Source organism: Streptomyces sp. 63XJN7_1_ISO-PGPR-S23-121 (genome assembly GCF_056173025.1).
Genome location: NZ_CM149653.1, coordinates 7,324,156 through 7,345,585 on the forward strand (window position 1 = coordinate 7,324,156; position 21,430 = coordinate 7,345,585).

The 21,430-nt window shown below is 68.8% G+C and carries 21 protein-coding genes and 1 pseudogene; 15 read left to right on the forward strand and 7 right to left on the reverse strand.

Annotated features, from left to right (window positions below; translation table 11 throughout):
- Positions 1–3 precede the first annotated feature (3 nt).
- From AC0VYN_RS32700 to AC0VYN_RS32750, 11 genes and pseudogenes are all read left to right on the forward strand, one after another.
- Complete coding sequence (locus AC0VYN_RS32700; RefSeq protein WP_390093966.1) at positions 4–615, forward strand: nucleotide exchange factor GrpE; 612 nt, start codon at positions 4–6, stop codon at positions 613–615.
- A 6-nt stretch (positions 616–621) separates the two neighbouring features.
- Positions 622–735 (forward strand): annotated as a pseudogene (locus AC0VYN_RS32705) (DnaJ domain-containing protein); the annotation flags it as partial.
- Positions 736–842: 107 nt separating this feature from the next.
- On the forward strand, positions 843–1,940 hold the full coding sequence (locus AC0VYN_RS32710) for an IS4 family transposase (protein WP_475533885.1): 1,098 nt from the start codon (positions 843–845) through the stop codon (positions 1,938–1,940).
- Between the two features lie 165 nt (positions 1,941–2,105).
- The gene (locus AC0VYN_RS32715; protein WP_475533886.1) at positions 2,106–2,987 is read left to right on the forward strand and encodes a DnaJ C-terminal domain-containing protein; all 882 of its coding nucleotides are present in this window, start codon (positions 2,106–2,108) and stop codon (positions 2,985–2,987) included.
- A complete protein-coding gene (locus AC0VYN_RS32720; protein ID WP_133889039.1) occupies positions 2,984–3,391 on the forward strand; it encodes a chaperone modulator CbpM in 408 nt (135 codons plus the stop codon). Before AC0VYN_RS32715 ends, AC0VYN_RS32720 begins: the two co-directional genes overlap by 4 nt.
- Complete coding sequence (clpB, locus tag AC0VYN_RS32725; RefSeq protein WP_475533887.1) at positions 3,382–6,024, forward strand: ATP-dependent chaperone ClpB; 2,643 nt, start codon at positions 3,382–3,384, stop codon at positions 6,022–6,024. The genes AC0VYN_RS32720 and clpB overlap by 10 nt, the downstream gene beginning before the upstream one ends.
- Entirely contained in the window at positions 6,021–6,491 is a 471-nt protein-coding gene (gene trxA / locus AC0VYN_RS32730) for a thioredoxin (RefSeq protein ID WP_133889037.1), read from the forward strand. The genes clpB and trxA overlap by 4 nt, the downstream gene beginning before the upstream one ends.
- The gene (locus AC0VYN_RS32735; RefSeq protein ID WP_469184351.1) at positions 6,491–6,994 is read left to right on the forward strand and encodes an Hsp20/alpha crystallin family protein; all 504 of its coding nucleotides are present in this window, start codon (positions 6,491–6,493) and stop codon (positions 6,992–6,994) included. The genes trxA and AC0VYN_RS32735 overlap by 1 nt, the downstream gene beginning before the upstream one ends.
- A gap of 70 nt (positions 6,995–7,064) precedes the next feature.
- Complete coding sequence (locus tag AC0VYN_RS32740) at positions 7,065–7,493, forward strand: DUF2267 domain-containing protein (RefSeq protein ID WP_087808818.1); 429 nt, start codon at positions 7,065–7,067, stop codon at positions 7,491–7,493.
- 63 nt (positions 7,494–7,556) lie between these two features.
- Entirely contained in the window at positions 7,557–7,820 is a 264-nt protein-coding gene (locus AC0VYN_RS32745; protein WP_087808817.1) for a UBP-type zinc finger domain-containing protein, read from the forward strand.
- Positions 7,820–9,562 carry an FAD-dependent oxidoreductase gene (locus AC0VYN_RS32750; RefSeq protein ID WP_475533888.1) on the forward strand — a complete coding sequence of 581 codons (1,743 nt, stop codon included), beginning with the start codon at positions 7,820–7,822 and terminating at the stop codon, positions 9,560–9,562. Before AC0VYN_RS32745 ends, AC0VYN_RS32750 begins: the two co-directional genes overlap by 1 nt.
- A gap of 201 nt (positions 9,563–9,763) precedes the next feature.
- Here the strand turns inward: AC0VYN_RS32750 and AC0VYN_RS32755 are convergent, their stop codons facing one another.
- The 7 genes from AC0VYN_RS32755 to AC0VYN_RS32785 all read right to left on the reverse strand — a co-directional run bounded on the left by AC0VYN_RS32755 (position 9,764) and on the right by AC0VYN_RS32785 (position 17,474).
- Positions 9,764–10,957 carry an alcohol dehydrogenase catalytic domain-containing protein gene (locus tag AC0VYN_RS32755; protein ID WP_392132713.1) on the reverse strand — a complete coding sequence of 398 codons (1,194 nt, stop codon included), beginning with the start codon at positions 10,955–10,957 and terminating at the stop codon, positions 9,764–9,766.
- A 79-nt stretch (positions 10,958–11,036) separates the two neighbouring features.
- Complete coding sequence (locus tag AC0VYN_RS32760; RefSeq protein WP_393790066.1) at positions 11,037–11,594, reverse strand: type 1 glutamine amidotransferase domain-containing protein; 558 nt, start codon at positions 11,592–11,594, stop codon at positions 11,037–11,039.
- Positions 11,595–12,045: 451 nt separating this feature from the next.
- Positions 12,046–12,354, reverse strand: coding sequence for a putative quinol monooxygenase (locus AC0VYN_RS32765; RefSeq protein WP_114527925.1), 309 nt, complete (start codon positions 12,352–12,354; stop codon positions 12,046–12,048).
- A gap of 241 nt (positions 12,355–12,595) precedes the next feature.
- Positions 12,596–13,429: an aldo/keto reductase gene (locus tag AC0VYN_RS32770; RefSeq protein WP_386660514.1), complete on the reverse strand. Its 834-nt coding sequence runs from the start codon at positions 13,427–13,429 to the stop codon at positions 12,596–12,598.
- 113 nt (positions 13,430–13,542) lie between these two features.
- Positions 13,543–14,640 (reverse strand): hypothetical protein, encoded by a 1,098-nt coding sequence (locus tag AC0VYN_RS32775; protein ID WP_466326784.1) that lies wholly within the window; start codon positions 14,638–14,640, stop codon positions 13,543–13,545.
- A gap of 483 nt (positions 14,641–15,123) precedes the next feature.
- Positions 15,124–16,797 (reverse strand): site-specific integrase, encoded by a 1,674-nt coding sequence (locus tag AC0VYN_RS32780; protein WP_475533889.1) that lies wholly within the window; start codon positions 16,795–16,797, stop codon positions 15,124–15,126.
- Complete coding sequence (locus tag AC0VYN_RS32785; protein WP_475533890.1) at positions 16,794–17,474, reverse strand: helix-turn-helix domain-containing protein; 681 nt, start codon at positions 17,472–17,474, stop codon at positions 16,794–16,796. The genes AC0VYN_RS32780 and AC0VYN_RS32785 overlap by 4 nt, the downstream gene beginning before the upstream one ends.
- Positions 17,475–17,568: 94 nt before the next feature.
- Here AC0VYN_RS32785 and AC0VYN_RS32790 point away from each other — a divergent pair, with 94 nt between their 5' ends.
- From AC0VYN_RS32790 to AC0VYN_RS32805, 4 genes are all read left to right on the forward strand, one after another.
- A complete protein-coding gene (locus AC0VYN_RS32790; RefSeq protein ID WP_328900683.1) occupies positions 17,569–17,799 on the forward strand; it encodes a hypothetical protein in 231 nt (76 codons plus the stop codon).
- A gap of 229 nt (positions 17,800–18,028) precedes the next feature.
- Positions 18,029–19,342, forward strand: a complete 1,314-nt coding sequence (locus AC0VYN_RS32795; protein ID WP_475533891.1) for a DUF3631 domain-containing protein — start codon at positions 18,029–18,031, stop codon at positions 19,340–19,342.
- Positions 19,343–19,761: 419 nt separating this feature from the next.
- A complete protein-coding gene (locus tag AC0VYN_RS32800; protein ID WP_475533892.1) occupies positions 19,762–20,634 on the forward strand; it encodes a DUF2637 domain-containing protein in 873 nt (290 codons plus the stop codon).
- 392 nt (positions 20,635–21,026) lie between these two features.
- Positions 21,027–21,428 (forward strand): MobC family plasmid mobilization relaxosome protein, encoded by a 402-nt coding sequence (locus tag AC0VYN_RS32805; RefSeq protein ID WP_451307611.1) that lies wholly within the window; start codon positions 21,027–21,029, stop codon positions 21,426–21,428.
- Positions 21,429–21,430 lie beyond the last annotated feature (2 nt).

Here is a 21,430-nt window from a genome sequence, read left to right on the forward strand (position 1 = left end):
GCCATGCCCATCCACCCGAACGAACCCGACCGCGCGGCGTCGGACCCGGCCGAGCCGGCGCCGGAAGCCCAACGTCCGCCTCACGGGGATGTGCCGCGACCGGACCCGCCACCGCCTGGACCGGAAGCAGCGCACGACGAATCGGAACCCGACGCCGTCCACCCCGAGCCCGCCGACGACGAGTACACGACCGCGGTCCAGGAACTCGAAGACCGCTGGCGGCGCGCGCTCGCCGACCTCGACAACCTCCGCAAGCGTCATGCCAGGGAGCTGGAGCGGGAACGGGCGGCGGAACGGTCCCGCACCGCAGCCGCCTTCCTCCCCGTCATCGACAACCTCGAACTCGCCCTGAACCACGCCGGTGCCGCCCCCGGCGCGATCGTGGAGGGCATCCGGGCGGTCCGCGACCAGGCGGTGAACGTCCTCGAACTGCTGGGCTACCCACGACACGCGGAGACCGGCGTCGCCTTCGACCCGGCCCGGCACGAGGTGGTCGGCGTCGTCCAGGACCCCGACGCCCCACCGGGCACCGTCGTCGAGGTGCTGCGCCCCGGCTACGGCGACGGTGAGACGCAGCTCAGGCCCGCCGCCGTGACGGTCGCGAAGCGGGAGTGACGGGTCATGGCACGGGACTTCTACGAGGTGCTGGGCGTGTCGCGGACCGCGAGCCAGGACGAGATCCAGCAGGCGTACCGCAAGCTCGCCCGCAGGTACCACCCCGACGTCAACAAGGACAATGCCGTTGCTTTTGGGGTGTGCGTGGTGTTGAGCCATGCGTGTTGGTGTCGCGTCTGGAGCGGTTGGGGTTGGGCATCCTGACTCGGTCGTGTCCTGCTGAGCTGGTGGACCGGGTCGTTGCCGAGGCCGGGTGCGCGGAGAAACGCCGGCGTGTGCTGTCGGCCCGGTTCACGGTGTACTTCGTGCTGGCACTGTGCCTGTTTCCGCAGGCCGACTACCTGGAGGTCTTGCGGTTGGTGAAGGCCGGCGAGCCGACGCTTCGGCCGTGGGCCGGGGTGAACAAGTCATCTCTGACACGGGCGAGGCAGCGGCTGGGCTGGCCGGTGATGCGAGAGCTGTTCCGGGCCGTGGCCCGGCCGCTGGGCCGGAGCACGGAACTCTTCCACGGGCTGCGGGTCCTGGCCCTGGACGGGATGCTGCTGGCCGTCCCCGACTCGGCCCACAACCGGGAAACCTTCGGCAAGTCCGGCTCGCAACGCAATCCGATGGGCTATCCGCAGGCCCGGGTGGTCGCGGTGACGGAGTGCTCGTCGCACGCGGTACTGGACGCGGTGATCGGCGGCTGGAAAGACTCCGAGCGGATCGTGTCCGACGAACTGGAAGCCCATATCGGGGCCGGGACGCTGGTCTTGGCCGACCGCGGACTATGGGGCCTGGCCCGCTGGCACCGCTTTCGCGACCGGGGCGCCCACCTGCTGTGGAGGATCGAGCGCCGGGCAGCCCGCAGGGTCCAGGACGTCCTGCCGGACGGGAGTTACCTGGCCCTGATCCAGGCGAACAAGCACGCCAAGGCCGCCGGAACCGTCAAAGCTCCACCAGTCCTGGTGAGGGTGATTGAGTACCGCGTGGACGGTCAGGCGGACGTAATCCGGCTTGTCACCAGCCTGACGGACCATGAGGAGTATCCGGCCGCCGAACTCGCCGCCCTGTATGCCCGGCGCTGGGAGATCGAGATCATCTTCGATGAGATCAAGACTCATCAGCGGGGCAGACCGGTCCTGCGCTCGCAGACTCCGGACGGGGTCAGGCAGGAGATCTATGCTCACCTGATCGTCCACCACGCGACCCGCGACCTGCTCAACGAGGTGGCCCGGATCGCGCAGACTTCCGCCGAGCGGACATCGTTTACCCGGGCTCTGCATGTTGTCCGCCGTTCGGTGATCGCGCCGTGCGGCTTTTCCCCCCTCAGCCCGAAATCATGACCGCCTTCTCGGCCTCGCCGAGATCCGCTGGTCTCTCCTGCCACGACGACGCTCACGCGACTGCCCCCGCAAACTGAAGTCGTCGATCACCCCGTTCAGCAGCAAGGCCCCCGACGAACCTGCCAGCCACCGCCGCCCACCAGCCGTCATCACCGTGAACCAAAGATGGCAGTAACCACCAAAAGCAACGGCATTGTCAACAAGGATCCGGGGGCGGAGGAACGCTTCAAGGACCTCAACGAGGCGTACAGCGTCCTCTCGGATCCGAAGACGCGCGGCCGTTACGACCGCTTCGGCGAGGACTTCCGCAAGATCCCCGAGGACTTCGACGAACGGGTCGCGGCCGGAGCGGGCGGCGGGTTCCGCGCTCGCAGGACCGCGGGCACGGGTGGCCCCCGCGCCCGGTACGCCACCGGCTTCGGCGACGACTTCGCGGGGGAGGGTGTCGACATCGAGGACCTGCTCGGTTCGCTCTTCGGAGCGGGCGCGGCCCCCGGCGGCGTACCGGGAGCCGACCAGGAGGCCGAGCTGCCGCTCACCGTCGAGGAGGCGTACAGGGGCGGCCGCCGCACCGTCACGCTCGCCGGCCCCGGCGGGCAGCCGCGGCGGTACGACGTCGACGTGCCGCCGGGCGTCACCGACGGGCAGCGCATCCGGCTGGCCGGCGAGGGCGGCCGGGGCAGCGGCGACGCCCCGGGAGGCGACCTGTACCTGAGGGTGCGTCTCCAGCCCCATCCCCGGTTCCGGCTGGAAGGCCGCGACGTGCACGTGCAGCTCCCGGTGGCCCCCTGGGAGGCGGCGCTGGGCGCGTCCGTGCCGGTGCCCACCCCTGGCGGTGGCACGGCCAAGGTCACGGTGCCCGCGGGCTCGTCCAGCGGCCGGCGGCTGCGACTGCGCGGCGAGGGCATGCCCAATCCCCGCGGTGCCGACGGCGACCTGTACGCCGAAGTCCGTGTCATGGTGCCGTCCACCCTCGGCGACCGGGAGCGCGAACTGTTCGAGGAGCTCGCCGCCACCTCTTCCTTCGACCCCAGGAGGACACGATGAAAGACCGACCCGAGAGAGCGGCAGGCCCCGTCCGGACCGGGCTGGGCGACCGCCCGGCCCGGACGCCCGCCGAGGTGACCGCCTCCACGGCCGTCCGGTTCGCACTCGTGCCCGCACCGAGGCTCTCCTTGGACGCCGTGGCCCGCCGCTCGGGCCTCCACCCCGATCTCGTCCGCCGGTTCGTCGCCCTGGGACTGGTCGACGCCGAACGCGACGCCGCGGGACAGCTGGTGTTCGATCCCACCGCCCCAGCGGTACTCGCCCGCATCCAGCGGCTGCGCGCCGGACTCTGCCTCAACTACGCGGCCATCGGCCTGGTGCTCGACCTGCTCGACCGCATCAGTCTGCTCGAGTCCGCCCTGCGCGTCCGCGGCACGAGGAGTGAAACACCCCCATGGACATGAACCGTCTCACCCAGAAATCCCAGGAAGCCCTCCAGGAGGCCCAGACCGCGGCCGCCCGTATGGGACAGACCGAGGTCGACGGGGAACACCTGCTGCTCGCGCTTCTCGACCAGGAGGACGGTCTGATCCCGCGGTTGCTGCAGCAGGCGGGAGCCGAGCCGAAGGAACTGCGCGAGGCCGTGCGCGACGAACTCTCCCGCCGCCCGCGGGTCACCGGTCCCGGCGCGGCGCCCGGCCAGGTCTTCGTCACTCAGCGCCTCGCCGGCCTGCTCGACACCGCAGAACAGGAGGCCAAGCGCCTCAAGGACGAGTACGTGTCCGTGGAACACCTCCTGCTCGCCCTGGCCGGGGAGGGCTCCTCGACCGCCGCCGGACGACTGCTCGGCCGGGCCGGCATCACGACGGACTCGTTCCTGGGCGCGCTCTCCCAGGTGCGCGGCAACCAGCGCGTCACCTCCGCCAACCCGGAAGTGGCCTACGAGGCCCTGGAGAAGTACGGCCGGGATCTCGTGGCCGAGGCCAGGGACGGCAGGCTCGACCCGGTCATCGGCCGGGACTCCGAGATCCGCCGCGTCACCCAGATACTCAGCCGCAAGTCCAAGAACAACCCCGTCCTGATCGGCGACCCCGGCGTCGGCAAGACCGCCATCGTCGAGGGCCTCGCCCAGCGCATCGTCCGCGGTGACGTACCCGAAGGACTCCGCGACAAGATCGTCTTCGCCCTCGACATGGGCTCCCTGGTCGCGGGCGCCAAGTACCGCGGTGAGTTCGAGGAACGCCTGAAGGCCGTGCTCAGCGAGGTCAAGGCCGCCGAGGGAAACATCCTGCTCTTCGTCGACGAACTGCACACCGTCGTCGGCGCCGGCGCCGCCGAAGGGGCCATGGACGCGGGCAACATGCTCAAGCCGATGCTCGCCCGCGGCGAACTGCACATGATCGGCGCGACCACTCTCGACGAGTACCGTCGGCACATCGAGAAGGACGCCGCCCTCGAACGCCGCTTCCAACAGGTCCTGGTGGACGAACCCAGCGTCGAGGACACCATCTCCATCCTGCGTGGACTGCGGGAACGCCTGGAGGTCTTCCACGGCGTCAAGATCCAGGACACCGCGCTGGTCTCCGCGGCCACCCTGAGCCACCGCTACATCACCGACCGGTTCCTGCCCGACAAGGCCATCGACCTCGTCGACGAGGCATGCGCCCGGCTGCGTACCGAGATCGACTCGATGCCCGCCGAACTCGACGAGATCACCCGCCGGGTCACCCGTCTGGAGATCGAGGAGGCGGCCCTGTCCAAGGAGACCGACCCCGCCAGCGAAGCCCGCCTGGAGGAACTGCGCAGGGAGCTGGCCGACCTGCGCGGCGAGGCCGACGCCAAACACGCCCAGTGGGAGGCCGAACGGCAGGCGATCCGCCGCGTGCAGGAACTGCGCCAGGAGCTGGAGCAGGTCCGCCACGAGGCGGAGGAGGCCGAACGCGCCTACGACCTCAACCGCGCCGCCGAACTCCGCTACGGACGCCTCCAGGACCTGGAGCGCCGGCTCGCCGCCGAGGAGGAGCAGCTGGCCTCCAAGCAAGGGGAGAACCGGCTGCTGCGCGAGGTCGTCACCGAGGAGGAGATCGCCGAGATCGTCGCCGCCTGGACCGGCATCCCCGTCGCCCGTCTCCAGGAGGGGGAACGGGAGAAACTGCTGCGTCTCGACGAGATCCTGCGCGAGCGCGTCATCGGCCAGGACGAGGCCGTCAAGCTCGTCGCCGACGCCATCATCCGCGCCCGCTCCGGCATCCGCGACCCGCGCCGCCCCATCGGGTCGTTCGTCTTCCTCGGCCCCACCGGCGTGGGGAAGACCGAGCTGGCCAAGACCCTCGCCCGGGCCCTGTTCGACTCCGAGGAGAACATGGTCCGCCTCGACATGAGCGAGTACCAGGAACGGCACACCGTCAGCCGGCTCATGGGCGCACCGCCCGGATACGTCGGATACGAGGAGGGCGGCCAGCTCACCGAGGCCGTACGCCGCAAGCCGTACTCCGTTGTGCTGTTCGACGAGATCGAGAAGGCGCACACCGATGTCTTCAACACGCTGCTGCAGGTCCTCGACGACGGCCGCATCACCGACGCCCAGGGCCGTACCGTCGACTTCCGCAACACCGTGATCATCATGACGTCCAACATCGGCTCCGAGCACCTCCTGGACGGCGTCACCGCCGAGGGTGAGATCAAGCCGGACGCCCGCGCCCTGGTCATGGGCGAACTGCGCGGGCACTTCCGCCCGGAGTTCCTCAACCGCGTGGACGACATCGTGCTGTTCAAGCCGCTCGGCGAGCACCAGATCGAGCGGATCGTGGAGCTGCAGTTCGACGAACTGCGACAGCGGCTCGCCGAGCGCCGCATCGAGGTCGAACTCACCGATCAGGCCCGTGAGGCGATCGCCCATCAGGGCTACGACCCGGTGTACGGGGCGCGCCCGCTGCGACGTTACATCTCCCACGAGGTGGAGACACTGGTCGGGCGCGCCCTTCTGCGCGGCGACGTCCAGGACGGCGCGACGGTCCGCGTGGACACCGAGAACGGAGAGCTGGTGGTCACCTACGACCAGCGGGAGGCCGCCGCCCGGGAAGCGAGGGCCGCGTGAACACCAGCCGGACTACGACGGTGACCTGCCCGCACTGCGAGCGCGAGAACCGGATTCCCGTGACCGCCGAGGGACGCCCCAGGTGCGGTCACTGCAAGCAGTACCTGCCCTGGATCGTCGACGCGGGCGACGGCGACTTCCGCGAGGTCGTCGAGCAGGCCACGGTGCCCGTCGTCGTCGATCTCTGGGCGACCTGGTGCGGCCCCTGCCGCATGGTCAGCCCCGCCCTCGAACAAGTGGCTCGCGACCTTGCCGGACGGATCAAGCTCGTCAAGGTCGACGTCGACAAGAACCCACTGCTCAGCCAACGGTTCGAGGTGCAGGCGGTGCCCACACTGCTTGTCCTGGACCGGGGCGAGACGGTCGCCCGACAGGCCGGCGCGGCACCCGCGCACGTCCTCCGGGATTGGGTCGAACAGGCCATGGCAGGCCGGCCGGACCGACGAGAAAGCAGAGGTGATCGGTGATGAACATGCCCGTCCGCAGCCACCGCGGTGGCGCGACAGCAGAGCGGCCTCTCGGGTGGGCCCGTAATCCACTGACGGAATTCGACGAACTGCTCAACCAGATGAGCGGACTGCTCGAATCGACGGTGGGCGGGGCGGCCGCGCCCGCAGCCGCCTGGACCCCCCTCGCGGACGTCACGGAGACCGATGACGCCTTCGAGGTCGAGATCGAACTTCCTGGCGTCAAGAGCAAGGACATCCACGTCGAGGCCAACGGACAGGAACTGGTGGTCACCGGAGAGATCAAGGAAAAGGAGCGCAGCGGCGTCCTGCGCCGCCGCGCCCGCCGAACCGGTGCCTTCGAGTACCGGCTGCGGCTGCCGGGCGAGGTGGACACCGAAAAGGTCACAGCGGAGATGTCGGCCGGTGTACTCACGGTCACCGTCCCCAAGGCGGAGGTCGCCAAGCCCCGTCACATCCAGATCACCGAGAGCGGCGAGAGCGGCGAGAGCGGCGATCGCTGACCCGGGAGCCCGGCGGTGCGGGACCGCGGTCCGGCACCGCCGGCCCGCCGGGAGCGAAGGGAGCCCGGTCATGACCGAGACAGGATTTTCCTCTTTCGACACCATGGTGGACAAGGCGAACCGGCTCCTCAGGGAGATCGAGGAAGCCAACGGCTGGCCCAAAGAGCGCCGTAAGCAGTCGTACGCCGCACTGCGCGCCGTCCTGCACCGGCTACGGGACCGCCTCTCCGTCGACGGGGCCGCGCACTTCGGGGCACAGCTGCCCACTTTGATCCGAGGCGTCTACTACGACGGCTGGAAGCCGTCCGAGACACCGGTGAAACTCAGCGGCGAGGAGTTCCTCCAGCGCGTGCGGGACGAGTTTCCCTACGCGGTCGACGGTGGCGTCGAACGAGTCGTGCACACCGTGCTGGAGGTTCTGGAACGCCACGTGAGCGAAGGCGAGTGGAACCACCTCAAGTCCGGACTGCCGAAGTCACTGGCCTCCGTGCTGCCGTAGACGCTCGGCGCGCTGCCGCGCACAGCTGCGAAGCGGCCCCTGTCCAGGAAGGAGCACCCCCTCATGGTTACGATCCCCGACCCGCACCTGGCGATGGTGCGTCCCGTGAGTCCGCGTACCCCGGAAGGATGCGAGGAGTGCCTCAGGGTCCACTCCCCGTGGGTGCACCTGCGGCTCTGCCTCACCTGCGGGCACGTCGGCTGCTGCGACTCCTCGCCCCTCAAGCACGCCAGCCGCCACGCGGCCGGCGTCGGTCACCCCGTCGTGCAGTCCTTCGAGCCCGGGGAGAATTGGCGCTGGTGCTACGTCCACGAGGCGATGGTCTGATGAGCAGCGCCGAGCACGGGCAGGGTGGACCCCGCGAGACACCGGACCAGTACGGGGCTTTCCCGCGCCTCTCACCGGAGCAGCTCCAGGTCCTGACCCCGCACGGGGAGCGCCGCAGGACGGCCGAGAACGAGGTGCTGTACCGCGAGGGTGAGCCGTTCCGGGAGTTCCTCGCGATCCTCAGCGGGACCGTCGAGATCGTCCACGACCACGGCGGACCCGAGGAGCGCACGGTGGCGGTCCACGGACCCGGCCGCTTCCTGGGCGAACTCGGATTGCTGGAGGGCCAGGCGGCCTTCGACACCGCCGTGGTGCGTGAGCCGGGCGAGATCCTCGCCGTACCGGTGGACCGGCAACGCGCCCTGGTCGGCCGCGATCCCGTCCTCGGTGACCTGATTCTCCGCGCATACCTGGGCCGCAGACATCTGCTCATCGGCCTCGGCGCAGGCTTCCGGATCCTGGGATCGTGCTATTCACCGGACACGTTGCGGCTGCGTGAGTTCGCCGCCCGCAACAGGCTGCCCCACCGCTGGGTGGATCTGGAGAAGGACAGGGAAGCGGAGGCGCTGCTGCGTCGGTTCGCGATCCGACCCGAGGAGACTCCGGTGGTCCTCTGGAAGGGCGACCAGGTGCTGCGCAACCCGAGCAACGCAGAACTCGCCCGGATCATCGGGCTGCCCGCCCCCTCGCCGGAGACAGGGCGGTACGACGTGATGGTGGTCGGTGCAGGTCCCGCGGGACTCGCCGCCGCCGTGTACGGCGCCTCCGACGGCCTCACCACCGCCGTCGTCGATGCTGTGGCCACCGGTGGCCAGGCCGGTACCTCGTCCCGCATCGAGAACTACCTCGGCTTCCCGTCGGGCATCTCCGGGGGCGAACTCATCGAACGCGCGGTGCTCCAGGCCCGCAAGTTCGACGCCCGCCTCATGGTGCCCGCCAAGGTCACCGGGCTCACTCCTCAGAACGACGAGTACGTCGTCACCTTCGCCGACGGGTCGAGGGCTCGTGCGAACGCCGTGGTGCTCGCTTCGGGCGTCTGGTACCGCAGACTCGAGGTGCCCGGCATCGACCGTCTGGAGGGCATCAGCGTCTACTACGCGGCGACCGTCCACGAGGCCGGCCTCTGCCGGGCCGATCCGGTCGCGGTGGTCGGCGGCGGGAACTCCGCCGGACAGGCGGCGCTGTTCCTCGCGAACCACGCGTCCAGGGTCCAGCTCCTCGTCCGGGGCGACGACCTCAACGCGGACATGTCGCGCTACCTCGTCGACCAAGTGGAACGGCACCCGAAGATCGAGGTACTGCTGCACACCGAGGTCCGACGCGTCTTCGGGTCGGAAAAGCTGGAAGCTCTGCTGGTGGAGGACAACACGAGCGGCCGACGGCGAGAACTGCAAGCCGCGGCGCTGTTCGTGTTCATCGGAGCCCGGCCGCGCACGGACTGGCTCAGGGATGTGCTGGCCCTGGACGAGAAGGGCTTCGTCCTCACCGGCGCCGACGCCCAGCCGTTGGCCGACCCGGCCCGGTGGGCTGTTCTCGGCCGTGGTCCGTTGCCATTGGAGACCACCCTTCCCGGCGTCTTCGCCGCCGGCGACGTCAGAAGCGGTTCGGTCAAGCGGGTGGCGGCGGCGGCCGGTGAGGGTGCGATGTCGATCCACCTGGTGCACGAGCACCGCGAGCAGACGGGCAACCTGGTCCGTGCCGCGGGCCCGGAGGGGCGTCGGCCGGTGAGGGGCAGTCGGTGAGCGGCCCTGCGGCAGGCGTGTGACGGGTGCTCCCCCCGTGTGGTGATAAGAAGAACCGCCCACCCCCGGCCCGACTTGCACTGATTGCAGAAGCCGCAGGCGAAGCCTGCGGCTTTCAGGCATCCTGGGCGTCAAGGGACGGGAAACCCGTACGCGAGTCCCAGAATCACGGAGCCGCGCGTACGGGTTGGGTCGCGGGCCTCAGGCGGGAATGAGGCCGTGGGGATCGATGATGAACTTCTCGGCCACTCCCGTGTCGAAGGTCGCGTAGGCGTCGGGGGCGTCGTCGAGGCTGATCACCTTCGTGTTGAGCATCGCGCTCAGGTAGGGCATGCGGTCCCACAGGATCGCCATCATCAGCTCGCGGTTGTAGTGCATGATCGGTGCCTGCCCGGCGGCGATCCGCGGCGACTTGATCCAGGCCTTGCCGAAGTCGATCGGGTACGTTCCCTCTTGCTCGGCCTTCGACTTGGCGAGCGGGTCGGCGCCGTAGACGCCGATGACTCCGGTGGCTCCGCCGGCGCGAGTGGCGTCGATCACCTGGTTGAGGGCGTAGGCCGGGTCCATGTCCTCGGCCTCGCGGCCGATGCCGTGTGCCTCGGTGCCGACGTAGTCGACTGCGCAGTCGACCATGGGTTCGCCCAGGATGGCCTCGATCTGGTCGGTGAGCGCTGCGTCCTGGCTCAGGTCGATCGTCTCGCAGCCGTTCTTCTTCACCAGCTCCAGGCGGTCCTTGTGGTAGTCGCCGACGATGATGCAGGACGCCCCGAGGAGGCGCGCCGCCGCCGCGCCGCAGCGGCCGACCGGGCCGGCGCCGGCGAGGTACACGGTCGAGCCCGGCTTGGCACCGGCCTCCATGAGACCGTGGAAGGCGGTGGGCAGGATGTCCGAGAGCAGCGCCAGGTCACGGATCTTCGCCATGGCCTGGTCCCGGTCCGGGAAGCGCAGGAGCTGGAAGTCGGCGTACGGGACGAACAGGTACTCGGCTTGTCCGCCGGCCCAGTCGCCCAGGTTGAAGCCGTACGCTCCGCAGGACACCTCGGGGTTCGTGGTCTCGCAGACGTCGGTCCGGCGCGCCCTGCAGTTGCGGCATCGGCCGCAGGCGACGTTGAACGGGACGGAGACGAGGTCGCCCTCACTGAGGAACTCGACGTCGGGGCCGATTTCGACGACCTCACCGGTCATCTCATGCCCCATCACCATGCCCTGGGGGACCGGGAAGGACCCGCGGTATATGTGCAGGTCGCTCCCGCAGATGTTGGTGGCGACGATCCTGAGGATGACTCCGTGCGGAGCCTTCTTCCCGTTCGGCATCTGGAGCTTCGGGAAGTCCAGGGACTCAACGCGCATGTCTTTCGGGTTCTGGAAGGTGACGGCGCGGTTGCTGCTTGCCATGACGATCTCCTCTGCCGATCCACGGGGCCTGTCCGTGGGACTGCCGGATGTCAATTCGGTGGCTTGCGACTCCTTCCGATCAGGCGGGCTGGGGTGCGCTGGCGAAGCGTTCGACGATCGCCTTGCAGAAGGCGGGGAGGTCCTGCGGGCCGCGGCTCGAAATCAGCTGGCGGTCGATCACGACCTCTTCGTCGACCACCTCGGCGCCGGCGTTGCGCAGGTCAGTCCGAATGCTGGGCCAAGAGGTGAGGCGGCGACCGTGCAGCACGTCAGCCTCCGCCAGGGTCCAGGGTCCGTGGCAGATGGTGGCAACGGGCTTCCCGGTCTCCACGAACTCCCCTACGAAGGCGACGGCGTCGGGGTCGGTGCGCAGCTGGTCGGGGTTCATGGTGCCGCCGGGCAGCAGGAGCGCGTCGTAGTCCCCCACACGGGCGTCGGCGACCTTCTTGTCCACGGAAAAGGTTCCGGCCGGGTCGATGTCCATCTGGCGTGCGTTGATCTCGCCGGTGTGGAGGGACAGGAGTTCAGCCTGCGCTCCAGCGCCCAGCAGTGCGCCGAGAGGCTCTTCGAGCTCGACGCGCTCAACGCCGTCCGTGGCCAGGATTGCGACCTTCCTGCCGTGCAGTTCGTTGGTCATGGTGCGTCATTCCTTCCGGTGGTCGGCGGGCGGCCGGTTCGGGCCCGTGCTGGTCGCCGCTCAGCTGCCGTCGAGGTGGAGGAGGACCTGGACCAGCCGTCCTCTCGGTGGCCGAAGGTTGCTGGGACGACTGCCGGTTGTACGCCTTGACGTCGGCCTGGCCCGTCCCCACGGTCTGGTGTGCACATCACCGTGGACGAAGTGCCGCACGAAAAAAGGCCTCACCACTTCCACTGCCCCACCCTCGCAAGGCATATCAAAGGGGATGAATCGTTGCGCATGGCCGGTTTTGCGCAGAAAACCCGGCATGCGCTGAGGCATGCCGGGTTCGAGTCCGGCGGGTACACGGCCGCCGTGCGTGCCTACCAGTTGGGTCCGCGCACCGCCGCCGGGTTTAGGGCTGGCTTACGGCCACTGGCTGATCCCCGCCGCCCCGCGGGCAGGACCTGCTCTACGCGGGCTGCTTCTCCACGACGACGTCGAGCTGCTCGATCGTGGGCTCCTCGAAGAGCTTGCCCGTGTTCTCACCGAGCGCTTTCGCGACCGCACCCGACAGATGCGCCTGGCGCCCGTCGTCGTCGGGAAAGGCATCGAAGATTCCGAACGACGAGGGTCCGAACTGAATCCCGAACCACCTGACGGTCTTGGGCTCCCCCTCGACGATCGACAGCCCTTGGTTCAAGAAGTCGCGGACGTCGTCCTCCCTGCCGGGCAGTGCCTCGAGGCGTACCAGAAGCGCTTTGCTGACATGCGTTGCCATCTTGGGTCTCCTCTGCCTCTACGCGGTTCGCGTGGTCCGTGACCGGGAACGCCGCTACGACCGAGACTTCGGCCGTCGTAGAGGCTCCTCAGCGGACTGTCGAAGACACGCGCGGTGAAGGCATCCATCGCCTCCGTGGAACCGTTTGATCCATCCACCGTCACCTGGGACCGCATCACGCGCAAACGCAGTCGGGCTACCAGGCTCAGGGCAGAGCCCAGTCAGGCACGCTGCAGGGATGTCACAGCATCTCCAGCGGCCGTTCACTCGCCGGCGGCGGGAACGCCCGATCCAGCATCGCGAGGTCCTCGGCGGTCAGGTCCACGTCCAGAGCTGCTCTGTTCTCCTCGACGTGCGCGCGGGAGGATGCCTTCGGGATCGCGATGACGTCCTCGTGCCGCAGGACCCAGGCCAGGGCGATCTGCGCGGGCGTCGCACCGTGGGCGGCTGCCACGTCCCGCAGCGCCGGGTGGCCGAGCAGTCGGCCCTGCTCGACCGGCGAGTACGCCATGACGGGGATTGACAGTTCACGGCACCTGGGCAGCAGGCTGTACTCAGGACCCCGACGGCTGAGGTTGTACAGCACCTGGTCGGTCTGCGGCGAGGCTCCGGGCGGCAGGTCCGCGAGATCATCCACGTCCAGGTTGCTCACCCCCCAGGAGCGGATGGCACCCTCCCGCATCAGGGACTCGAACGCCTCCACCGTTTCCTCCAGCGGCACGGCACCACGCCAGTGCAGCAGGTACAGATCGATCCGGTCCGTACGCAGCCGGCGCAGGCTCCCCCGGCACGCCTCGGCGACTCCACGGGCGTCCGCGTGGGAGGGGAGCACCTTGCTGACCAAGAAGACCTCGTCCCGCCGGCCGGCCACCGCCTCGGCCACCACTTCCTCCGCCGCGCCGTCTCCGTACATCTCCGCGGTGTCGACGAGGGTCATCCCCAGGTCCAACCCGGCGCGCAGGGCCGACACCTCGGCCGCGCGGCGCCCGGGATTCTCCCCCATCCCCCAGGTGCCTTGACCAAGCGCCGTGACCGCAACCCCGCAAGGAAGGACGACCGCCCGCGGATCCACCATGGCTTCCTCCTGGGTGTAACGGCGGCCAAGGCCGCCAACCACCAACAGACACGCACTGCCCGATCAGCGCATTTTTTCCGGACCCGGTCGACGGCGCGTCGACGCATCTGCTGTTAACGGTCCTGGTCGCCCTCCAGCATGCGGCGACGCTCTTGCTCACGCTTGGAGTAGGCGGCTGCCCGGATCGCCTCGTCAGTCTCCAAGCCCGATCCAAGGGCGCCGCCCACCGTGGCGATCGAAGCGACGAACCAGGACAGCGTCCAGTACGCCGTGGCGTCCAGCGGGTTTCGAGTGAAGGAGGCGAACACCCTGTCGTTGAGGATGAACAACGCCCACACGAAGTTGATGACCAGCAGACCCACGTAGCAGACGACTACCCCGATGCCCACAGTCAAGACGGTCGAGATGTTGTAGAGGGCTGCCTGCTTCCTCGCCTCCGGTGACTCCTCCGCCGTTCGATGCCACAGTTTCGCATCCACGATCAGCCAGCCGATCATGAGCGCGACAGACCCGACCGTGGCGATCACGAGACGTGGCGTGCTCAGAGACGCGGCGAGGCTCCAGACGGTGGAGTTCACCGTGGCGATGGCTCCCGTGGCGAGTGCGGCTGCCAGGGCCTTCGACAGACCCGGCACCAACCGCCAGGGCCGGTTGGCGCGAACCATGCCGACCAGGACCCTGAGGTATCCGCGCGGCCCACTGGTGACGTACCTCAGATCGGCAGATTCCTCCTCTGCGACCGGGTCTGGTTGGACAGGCGCGTGACGGCCGACGGAAGGCTCCAGCGACAGCCGACTCGTTCCAGCCTCTTCACCCTCCCTGGCACGCGCGCCGGCCAAGCTGAGTACGGCTTCCTCCACGGCCCGTCGAACCCTTGTCTGCAGCCGCAGGCCCCCCAGCGAGGGAAGGGACAGCAGCGCCAAACCGTCTTCATGACTCAGATCGACCACGAGTTTGCGCCCATGAGAGTGCAGCGGGAGATCGGTGAGGGCCACGACGATGTCCCAGTTCTCCTCACGCCCGCGGTCCCTGATCCGGCGCATCAAGGTGGGCGGATCCTCCGTCCCCGAAGTGAACGGCTCACTGACCACCTCTACGTCGAACCGTCTCCCCCGGCCCGACTTGCCGGCGAGTCGATCAGGAAGTCTCCGCGCCACACGCTGAGCGATCTCCGTCGGTGCATCGGGATCCGCCAGGAGAACCACCCGCATGACTGGACCCTTCTCGTCGGTCGCCCGCGATCGCAGGTGACCAAAGATTGCCTCCGCGGACGTGTCGGCGCACCCCGGCCTGCACCGTTTGCCACGCCGGACCACGATCGGTGCCCAACCCGGAGGCCGGCATCGAGCCGCATCCCTGTCGTCACTCGGGGCGACGCCATGCCCTGACCAGCGGTTCCATCGATTTTACGGAGCAGCGACCTTGCCCGCCCCGCACGTCTCCCGCCCACACGACGGGACCTCTCTCGGTGTCCCGAACAGCACATGTTCAGCACATATGAACGCGGGAAGCCCCGCGAAGATGTGAGAACTATGGCGTCATGATTCCCTGACCAGGGCGCGTGTTGCCAGCATTCCCGCAGGTCAAGGCCCAGGTCATAAGGACCTCCTAAAGCGGGTGTCGCAGGTTCGAATCCTGCCGGGGGCACAACGCGTTAAGCCGCTGACCTGGGGTTTCTCCCCCAGGGAGGGGTCTTACTCGGCCTCGGACTTCTCGTCCGGGGCCGTTTGCGTGAGCGGTGCGTGAGCGGACGGGGAGTTGATCTCCCGGACTTTCCCCAACGGATCAGCACCATCCGGCACGGATTCCGCGTCGGCAGACTCCGCGTCGTCGGGCTCGGCCTCCGCTTCGGGAACGGTGTTCTCGGGGGTTGCGCGCGCTCGCGGCACAAGCCGGGCCGCAGCCTCTGCGATTGCCAGATCCGCTTCGGGGAGCAGGCTCGTGTAAGTGTCCGACGTGATGGTGATCGAGGAGTGGCCGAGCATCTCCTGGATGTCCTTCAGGCCGGCACCGGCCGCGTGAGCCAGGGTGGCGGCACCGTGACGGAGGTCGTGGAGCCGGATCGGTGGTAGACCGAGTTCCTCGTGCAGTTCGATGAACCGCCGCGTGACGTTGGCAGGGTGGAGCAGTTCTCCGTTCTCACGGGTGAAGACCCTTCCGGTCTCCACCCAGGCGCTCTCCCACTCCTTGCGGTCCTTGTCCTGCTGGGCCCGGTGCCGTGTCAGGGCCTGGACCGTGTCGGAGTCGAGGGCGATGGTGCGCGCTCCGGCGTCCGTCTTCGGATCGTCCTCGTACACCTCCCAGCCGTTCACCACGAGTTGCTTGGCGACCGTGAGGAGCCCGGCGTCCAGGTTCGTGTCGGTCCACCTCTGACCGCACGCCTCGCCTCGCCGAAGTCCGCGGAAGGCGACCAGGTGAAACAGCGCGTACAGCCGGTCCTCGGCTACATGGTCGAGGAAGAGCCCGGTGTGTTCCGGCGTCCAGACCATCACCGGCGAGGGCTTCTCGCCGGTGCGCTTCCAATGGAGGATGCGCTCCTCAGTCCACACAAGCGCCTTGGGGCGCCTGCCGGCCTCCAGCTCGACGTGGGCGGCCGGGTTGAAGGTGATCAGCTGCTGGGCGATCGCCGCGTTCAGCGCTGCCCGCAGTGTGGAGCGAACACGTTGCCGCGTCGCCGGACCGACAATGCGGCGGTAGGGGTCCATCTCGGCGATGGCCGCTTTCATCGCCTTACGGCGGGCGCGGGGCTCGCGCCCCTTCCAGGCAATCTGTGCGAGATCCTCGACCGCCTTGCGTCGTGCGGCGTTCCCCTCGGCGATCTCGACGTTGGCCTCGGCGATGGCCTCGAACATCTCCGAGAGGTGAGTGACCCGAAGGCGGTCGAGCCGAACGTGCCCGATGCGCGGTTGAAGGTGGACGCGAATATTGCTCTCGTCGCGGCTGATTGCACTCTGCCGCCCCTTCTTGCCCGCCAGCCAGATGTCTAGCCACTGGCCGACCGTGAGGCGGCTGGTGAGGTCCAGGCCGTGGCTCAGGCGCCGACGGGTCGCCTCGATGTCCGGAAGCGGAGCCTTCTCGTCTGCCACCTTCTCTAGCAACCCGGCGATCTGATCCAGACCTTCGGAGTCATCGGAGTCGGCGAGGCCGAGAAGCGCGCGTATGTGGTCGAGGTCGGCTTGGGCGGCCTTGATGCTCTCGTAGCCGGCACGGCTGAAGGATCGGCGGATTCCATCGGCTCGGGGTGGGAGCTCCTGGCGTATGGAGTAGGAGCCGTGCTTGCGGCTGGTGAGCTTGGGGCACTTCTTGCCGAGCGGCTTGCCGGTCTCGACGTCGCGGCAGTAGCAGCGGCGGTGGGTGGATCCCTTCAAGGGCGTTTCTCCGTGGTGGTTTCGGGGGCCCATTCGGGCGGGTCGACGTCGTGGAGTGCGGGTGGGAGGTCGGGTGGGGTCGCTCCGTCGCCGAGGAGGTCTCGGCGGAGGTAGCGGAGGTTGTACTTCGCGGAGGCGGCCCGGTCGGCGTACTCGGTCCGTTTGCGTTCGGCTTCTTCCTGCTGGGCGCGGCTGGTGGCCGTCTTGGCGGCGAACCGTGCCCGCTCTTCTTCGTCGAGCGCGGCCAGGGCGGTGCTCACGAGGCTGGCGTGAATCTCGAAGTCGGGCACGAGGCCGGCATCGTGCCCCGGTACTTCCTGCTCGCCGGTGAAGCGTCGCAGGGCGTCCCAGGTCGGCACGAGGTGCTCGAAGGGGAGCTCCTGGGTCTCCTCGACGTAGCCGACCGGGAAGATCAGGCAGGCGGGGTACGTCTGCAGGGCAGCGGCCAGGACCAGGACATCCACCAATGGCAGGCCGGCCCGGCGGCCGGACTCCATGTTGGCGATCACGTTGCGCGGGATCGGGTGCCCGAGCTGCTCGCACCGGTCGGCGAGTTCCTGCGCGCTCCACCCCATCTCCTTTCGTCTGCGGCGGACTTCGCCGGCCACGTTCGCCTGGACCCGGTCCACCCACTCCGGGAAGTCGTCCGCTTCATCATCCACACCGCGTTGTGTCATGAAGACACATTAGCTTGTGGATTCTTATTGGTGGCTGCCTGGAGCCGGACGTGATGCCCGCGTTCGCCGACGGCTGTACCGAAAGGGATGGCGCATGCGAGAAAACACCGCAGAGGGATCGCCAAAGGGGATGAGTCGTGAGGACCTGCTGGCCCTGCCGGTGGCCGTTGACCTCGAAACCAGCAACCGCGCCCTGGGGCTCGGGCGGAGCAAAGGGTATGAGCTGGCGAAGCGCGGCGCCTACCCGTGCAAGGTCCTGCGACTGGGCAACGCCTACCGGGTCGTGACCGCAGATCTACTGATCCTGTTGGGTCTGGCCGCGTGAGAGGGAGGGAGCGTAGCAAACGGTTCTGCGCTGAGCTGACACAGAAACGCTGGACTGTGGCCGGGCGTGACCGTACTGTCCGTGGTCCCTCGCGATGCCCCACTGCGGGAAGGGGGAGAGCCCCCGGCGGTGCAACGCCGGAGGCCCCATAGCTCCCCAGCGATCCGATGAGAACCGACCCGGCGGAAAGGGCGGGCGAGCCCGCCACCGCCAGACGAGGAGCTGCCCAGTGGAACCCGACAACCCCAAGGACTATTCCGAGCCCGCCAAGGCGAGCTGGCCCGCGACCGCCATCCCAGGCCGGCCGGGTGCCTACCTGGGCGCCTCCCAGCCCGCGGTCGCCGATCCGGGCCTGACCGGCGGTTCGGCCGCAGACAGCACCGCTGAGACGCAGGCTCCGAGCGGGCTGGAGGATATGCCCGATGCTGAGCCGACGCAGGGCTCCGAGCTGCTGGATGAACTGCATGCCCGGATAGCCCAGTTCGTGATCCTGCCGTCAGCGGAGGCGCTCGATGCGATCACCTTGTGGGTGGTGGCCACGCACCTGCAGCCCGCGTGGCAGCACGCGCCTCGTCTGGCGGTGGTGGGGCCGGCGAAGCGGTGCGGCAAGTCGCGGCTCCTGGACGTGCTGACCGAGACGGTCCACGAGCCGATGCTGACGATCAACACCACCCCTGCGGCGATCTTCCGCTCGATCACCGAGGAAGAGCCACCGACACTTCTGGTGGACGAGGCGGACACCATCTTCGGTACGCCGAAGCAGGCGGAGCGGAACGAGGAGACGCGCGGCCTACTCAACGCCGGTCATCAGCGTGGGCGTTACGTGACTCGAGTCGTCGGTAACGACCACACGCCGCACAAGTTCGCCACCTTCGCCATGGCGGCCATCGCGGGGATCGGCGACCTGCCCGACACGATCATGGACCGGTCGGTCGTGATCCGGATGCGTCGACGGGCCGAAGGGGAGAAGGTGAAGCCCTTCCGCTCCCGCCGTGACATCCCTGCCCTGCACGAACTGCGCGACCGCGTCAACGCGTGGGCCAGGCCGCTTCTGGAGGAGGCAGCAATCCTTGAGCCGGACATGCCGGTCGAGGACCGCGCCGCCGACACCTGGGAACCCTTGGTGATCGTCGCCGAGCTGGCCGGTGGGTCCTGGCCGCGCCGGTCTCGAATGGCGTGCGCACGCATGGTCGCCGCCGAAGTGACAGCCGAGGAGGACAACCCCGGCGGCGCACGGATCCTCGCCGACATCCGTCGGATCTTCGCTGCCCAGCGGGAGGTGGACAGCCTGTCCACCGAGGAACTCCTGCACCACCTGCGCCAGGACCCCGAGGGCCCATGGGCGGAGTGGGGACGCGGCGGGCTGAACGCCCGTGAGCTGGGCAGGCTGCTGCGGAGCTTCGGCGTGGGGCCGGGCAACGTCCGGATGGCCGACGGAACGCAGCGCAAGGGCTACACGCGCAACAAGTTCCTCGACAGCTGGCGGCGGTACTGCCCCACCGTCCACCCCGTCGGCACCCGCCCCGCCCCCGACAAGGGCTGAGGCCCGCCGCCCTGGTTGCCGTCCCTGCCGTCCCTGCCGTGATCTCGCAGGTCAAACAGCCTGCTAGCGAGACGGCGACCGGGGCCAAGACGGCAACGCGAACACGACCACCGACGTGGCCGCCCAAGACGCTGCCCGGATCCGTCTTTCACCGTCTTACCCGTCCTTGCCGTATCAGAGCAGGTCACAGCCATGGGCGGTGAGACGGAAGACGCAATGCCGCCGTCCCTACTCGGGACACGGGCACCCAGGCCGGGCACTGGCGCGGCGAACCGCCTCCGCCGTATTGCGACACAGAGCTGAAGACGCCGGCGGCACCACCGAGACGGAGAGCCGGAGCCGCTGCCGTACCGCCCTGACCTGCACTTGCAACGGCCAAGACGCCAAAGACGCACCACAGCACCCCCAGGAGCACCCGCTTGCCCACCCCGCCCCTCTCACCCCCGCACCACCACCAGCCGGAGAACCGAACGGCCGAAAAACAGCCGGCAGCGTCCCAGGGGGCTGCCGAGCGATACGCGCTCATCGCGGCCGGCATCGTCATCGTCGCCCTGACCGCCGGAGCGTTCTGTCTCTCCTACGCGCACCTGGCCGACGTCGCCGGGCAGCACGGGCTGGGAGGATCACCGGTCCGCCGCTGGGCATGGCCCGCCACCCTGGACGCCTTCATCGTCGCGGGCGAGCTGCTCATGCTCCGCGCAGGGCTGCGCCGGGTCACCGACCGATGGGCCATCGCCGTGACCGCCATCGGCTCGGCCGGCTCCATCGCCCTGAACGTTGCCGGGGTCAGCGGCACACGCGAAACCGGTGACGCCCCGTTCCTCGACTACGTGGTGGCCGCGGTTCCCCCAGCAGCCGCGATGGTGGCCTTCGCCGTACTGATGCGGCAGATCCACCAGCTCGTGGACCAGCACCCGACCGCAGGTTCCGGGCAGGTGTTGAGGGCATCGGTCACCACACCTCTCCGGTCCGCCGGAATGCCAGCGGAGCCGGCAGAACCCAGCGAGCTCATCGAGCCACCGGTCGCCGTGCCCGGTGGGTCTTCGGAACCTCCTGTGGAGGTTGCGGAGACCAAGGCCCGGGGTGGCCGTCCGCCCGGCGCTCCGCTCGGGGATCTCGTGGAGATCGGCAGGGCTGCCTGTGCTGAGCAGGGAAAACTCACCCGGGCCATTGTCCGGAAGGCAGTTGAGGAAAAAGGTCTTCCGATTTCCAGTGAGCGGCTGACCGAGGTGACGAACGTCCTCCGGAACGAACTCACAGCCTCCCGCGAAGGCGGCCCAGGCAGCGGCTGACCAGGGACCTGCCGGGTGACCGGAACCCGTTCCGGTCACCCGGCCAAGTCTGTCGCTACTGGCTCATCACACCCATGGGCGGGTCCATGTGACCGTTCGCAGCTCGCGGGCCCTACCGAGAGCCCGCCTCATCCTCGTCTGGAGAACCGTTCATGATGCACGAGCCGCCCCACTCCAAGGAACAGATACCGCTGACGAAGTCGCCTGTGCTGACGGAACGTGTACGGCAGGCATTCGGACGGGCTGCTTCAGACGGAGCAAGTTGTCGGGTAAGGAGTCCTTACCCGTCCTCCGCCCCAGGGGAGCCGGAGGTATCCGGCGCCGAGGCGGCTCCGGAGTCGGCCGGCCCGAGGGAGCCGGCCGGGTCAGGGGGCGCCAAGCCATCGTCGAGCGTGCCGCAGCCTCCAGCGCCGCGTCGCCGTCTGCGTGACAAGCAGTTGCGCGACCGCCGCGTCCACCCCCGCTACAACGACTACGAGTTCGTCCTCGTCGAGAACGCCGCTGCGCTGAGCGGCATGGCGACCGGTGGCTACGTGGCCGAGTGCTCGCTCGCCGCCTCCCGCGCCAGCGATCCCACCGCAGCTGTCGCCGACTATCGCGCCATGGTGAAGACACTCATGGCCGCCAACGGACAGCTCGGCAAGATCGGCAGCAACCTCAACCAGCTCACTCATCACCTCAACAAGGACGGCGCCTGGCCCCACCCCGCCACCGTCCAAGAGCTCCTGGCCCGCGTCGAGGCGTCCATCGACGAACTGGACACCGCCATCGCCCAGGTCACTGAGGCCCGGTGATC

Bases quoted from the DNA above. Each gene is read 5' to 3' on its own strand.
- AC0VYN_RS32750 (WP_475533888.1), top strand. From the start codon at position 7,820: ATGAGCAGCGCCGAGCACGGGCAGGGTGGACCCCGCGAGACACCGGAC.
- AC0VYN_RS32700 (WP_390093966.1), top strand. From the start codon at position 4: ATGCCCATCCACCCGAACGAACCCGACCGCGCGGCGTCGGACCCGGCC.
- AC0VYN_RS32735 (WP_469184351.1), top strand. From the start codon at position 6,491: ATGAACATGCCCGTCCGCAGCCACCGCGGTGGCGCGACAGCAGAGCGG.
- AC0VYN_RS32765 (WP_114527925.1), bottom strand. From the start codon at position 12,354: ATGGCAACGCATGTCAGCAAAGCGCTTCTGGTACGCCTCGAGGCACTG.
- AC0VYN_RS32755 (WP_392132713.1), bottom strand. From the start codon at position 10,957: ATGGCAAGCAGCAACCGCGCCGTCACCTTCCAGAACCCGAAAGACATG.
- AC0VYN_RS32760 (WP_393790066.1), bottom strand. From the start codon at position 11,594: ATGACCAACGAACTGCACGGCAGGAAGGTCGCAATCCTGGCCACGGAC.
- AC0VYN_RS32775 (WP_466326784.1), bottom strand. From the start codon at position 14,640: ATGCGGGTGGTTCTCCTGGCGGATCCCGATGCACCGACGGAGATCGCT.
- clpB (WP_475533887.1), top strand. From the start codon at position 3,382: ATGGACATGAACCGTCTCACCCAGAAATCCCAGGAAGCCCTCCAGGAG.
- AC0VYN_RS32740 (WP_087808818.1), top strand. From the start codon at position 7,065: ATGACCGAGACAGGATTTTCCTCTTTCGACACCATGGTGGACAAGGCG.
- AC0VYN_RS32785 (WP_475533890.1), bottom strand. From the start codon at position 17,474: ATGACACAACGCGGTGTGGATGATGAAGCGGACGACTTCCCGGAGTGG.
- AC0VYN_RS32715 (WP_475533886.1), top strand. From the start codon at position 2,106: ATGGCAGTAACCACCAAAAGCAACGGCATTGTCAACAAGGATCCGGGG.
- AC0VYN_RS32745 (WP_087808817.1), top strand. From the start codon at position 7,557: ATGGTTACGATCCCCGACCCGCACCTGGCGATGGTGCGTCCCGTGAGT.
- AC0VYN_RS32720 (WP_133889039.1), top strand. From the start codon at position 2,984: ATGAAAGACCGACCCGAGAGAGCGGCAGGCCCCGTCCGGACCGGGCTG.
- AC0VYN_RS32770 (WP_386660514.1), bottom strand. From the start codon at position 13,429: ATGGTGGATCCGCGGGCGGTCGTCCTTCCTTGCGGGGTTGCGGTCACG.
- AC0VYN_RS32790 (WP_328900683.1), top strand. From the start codon at position 17,569: ATGCGAGAAAACACCGCAGAGGGATCGCCAAAGGGGATGAGTCGTGAG.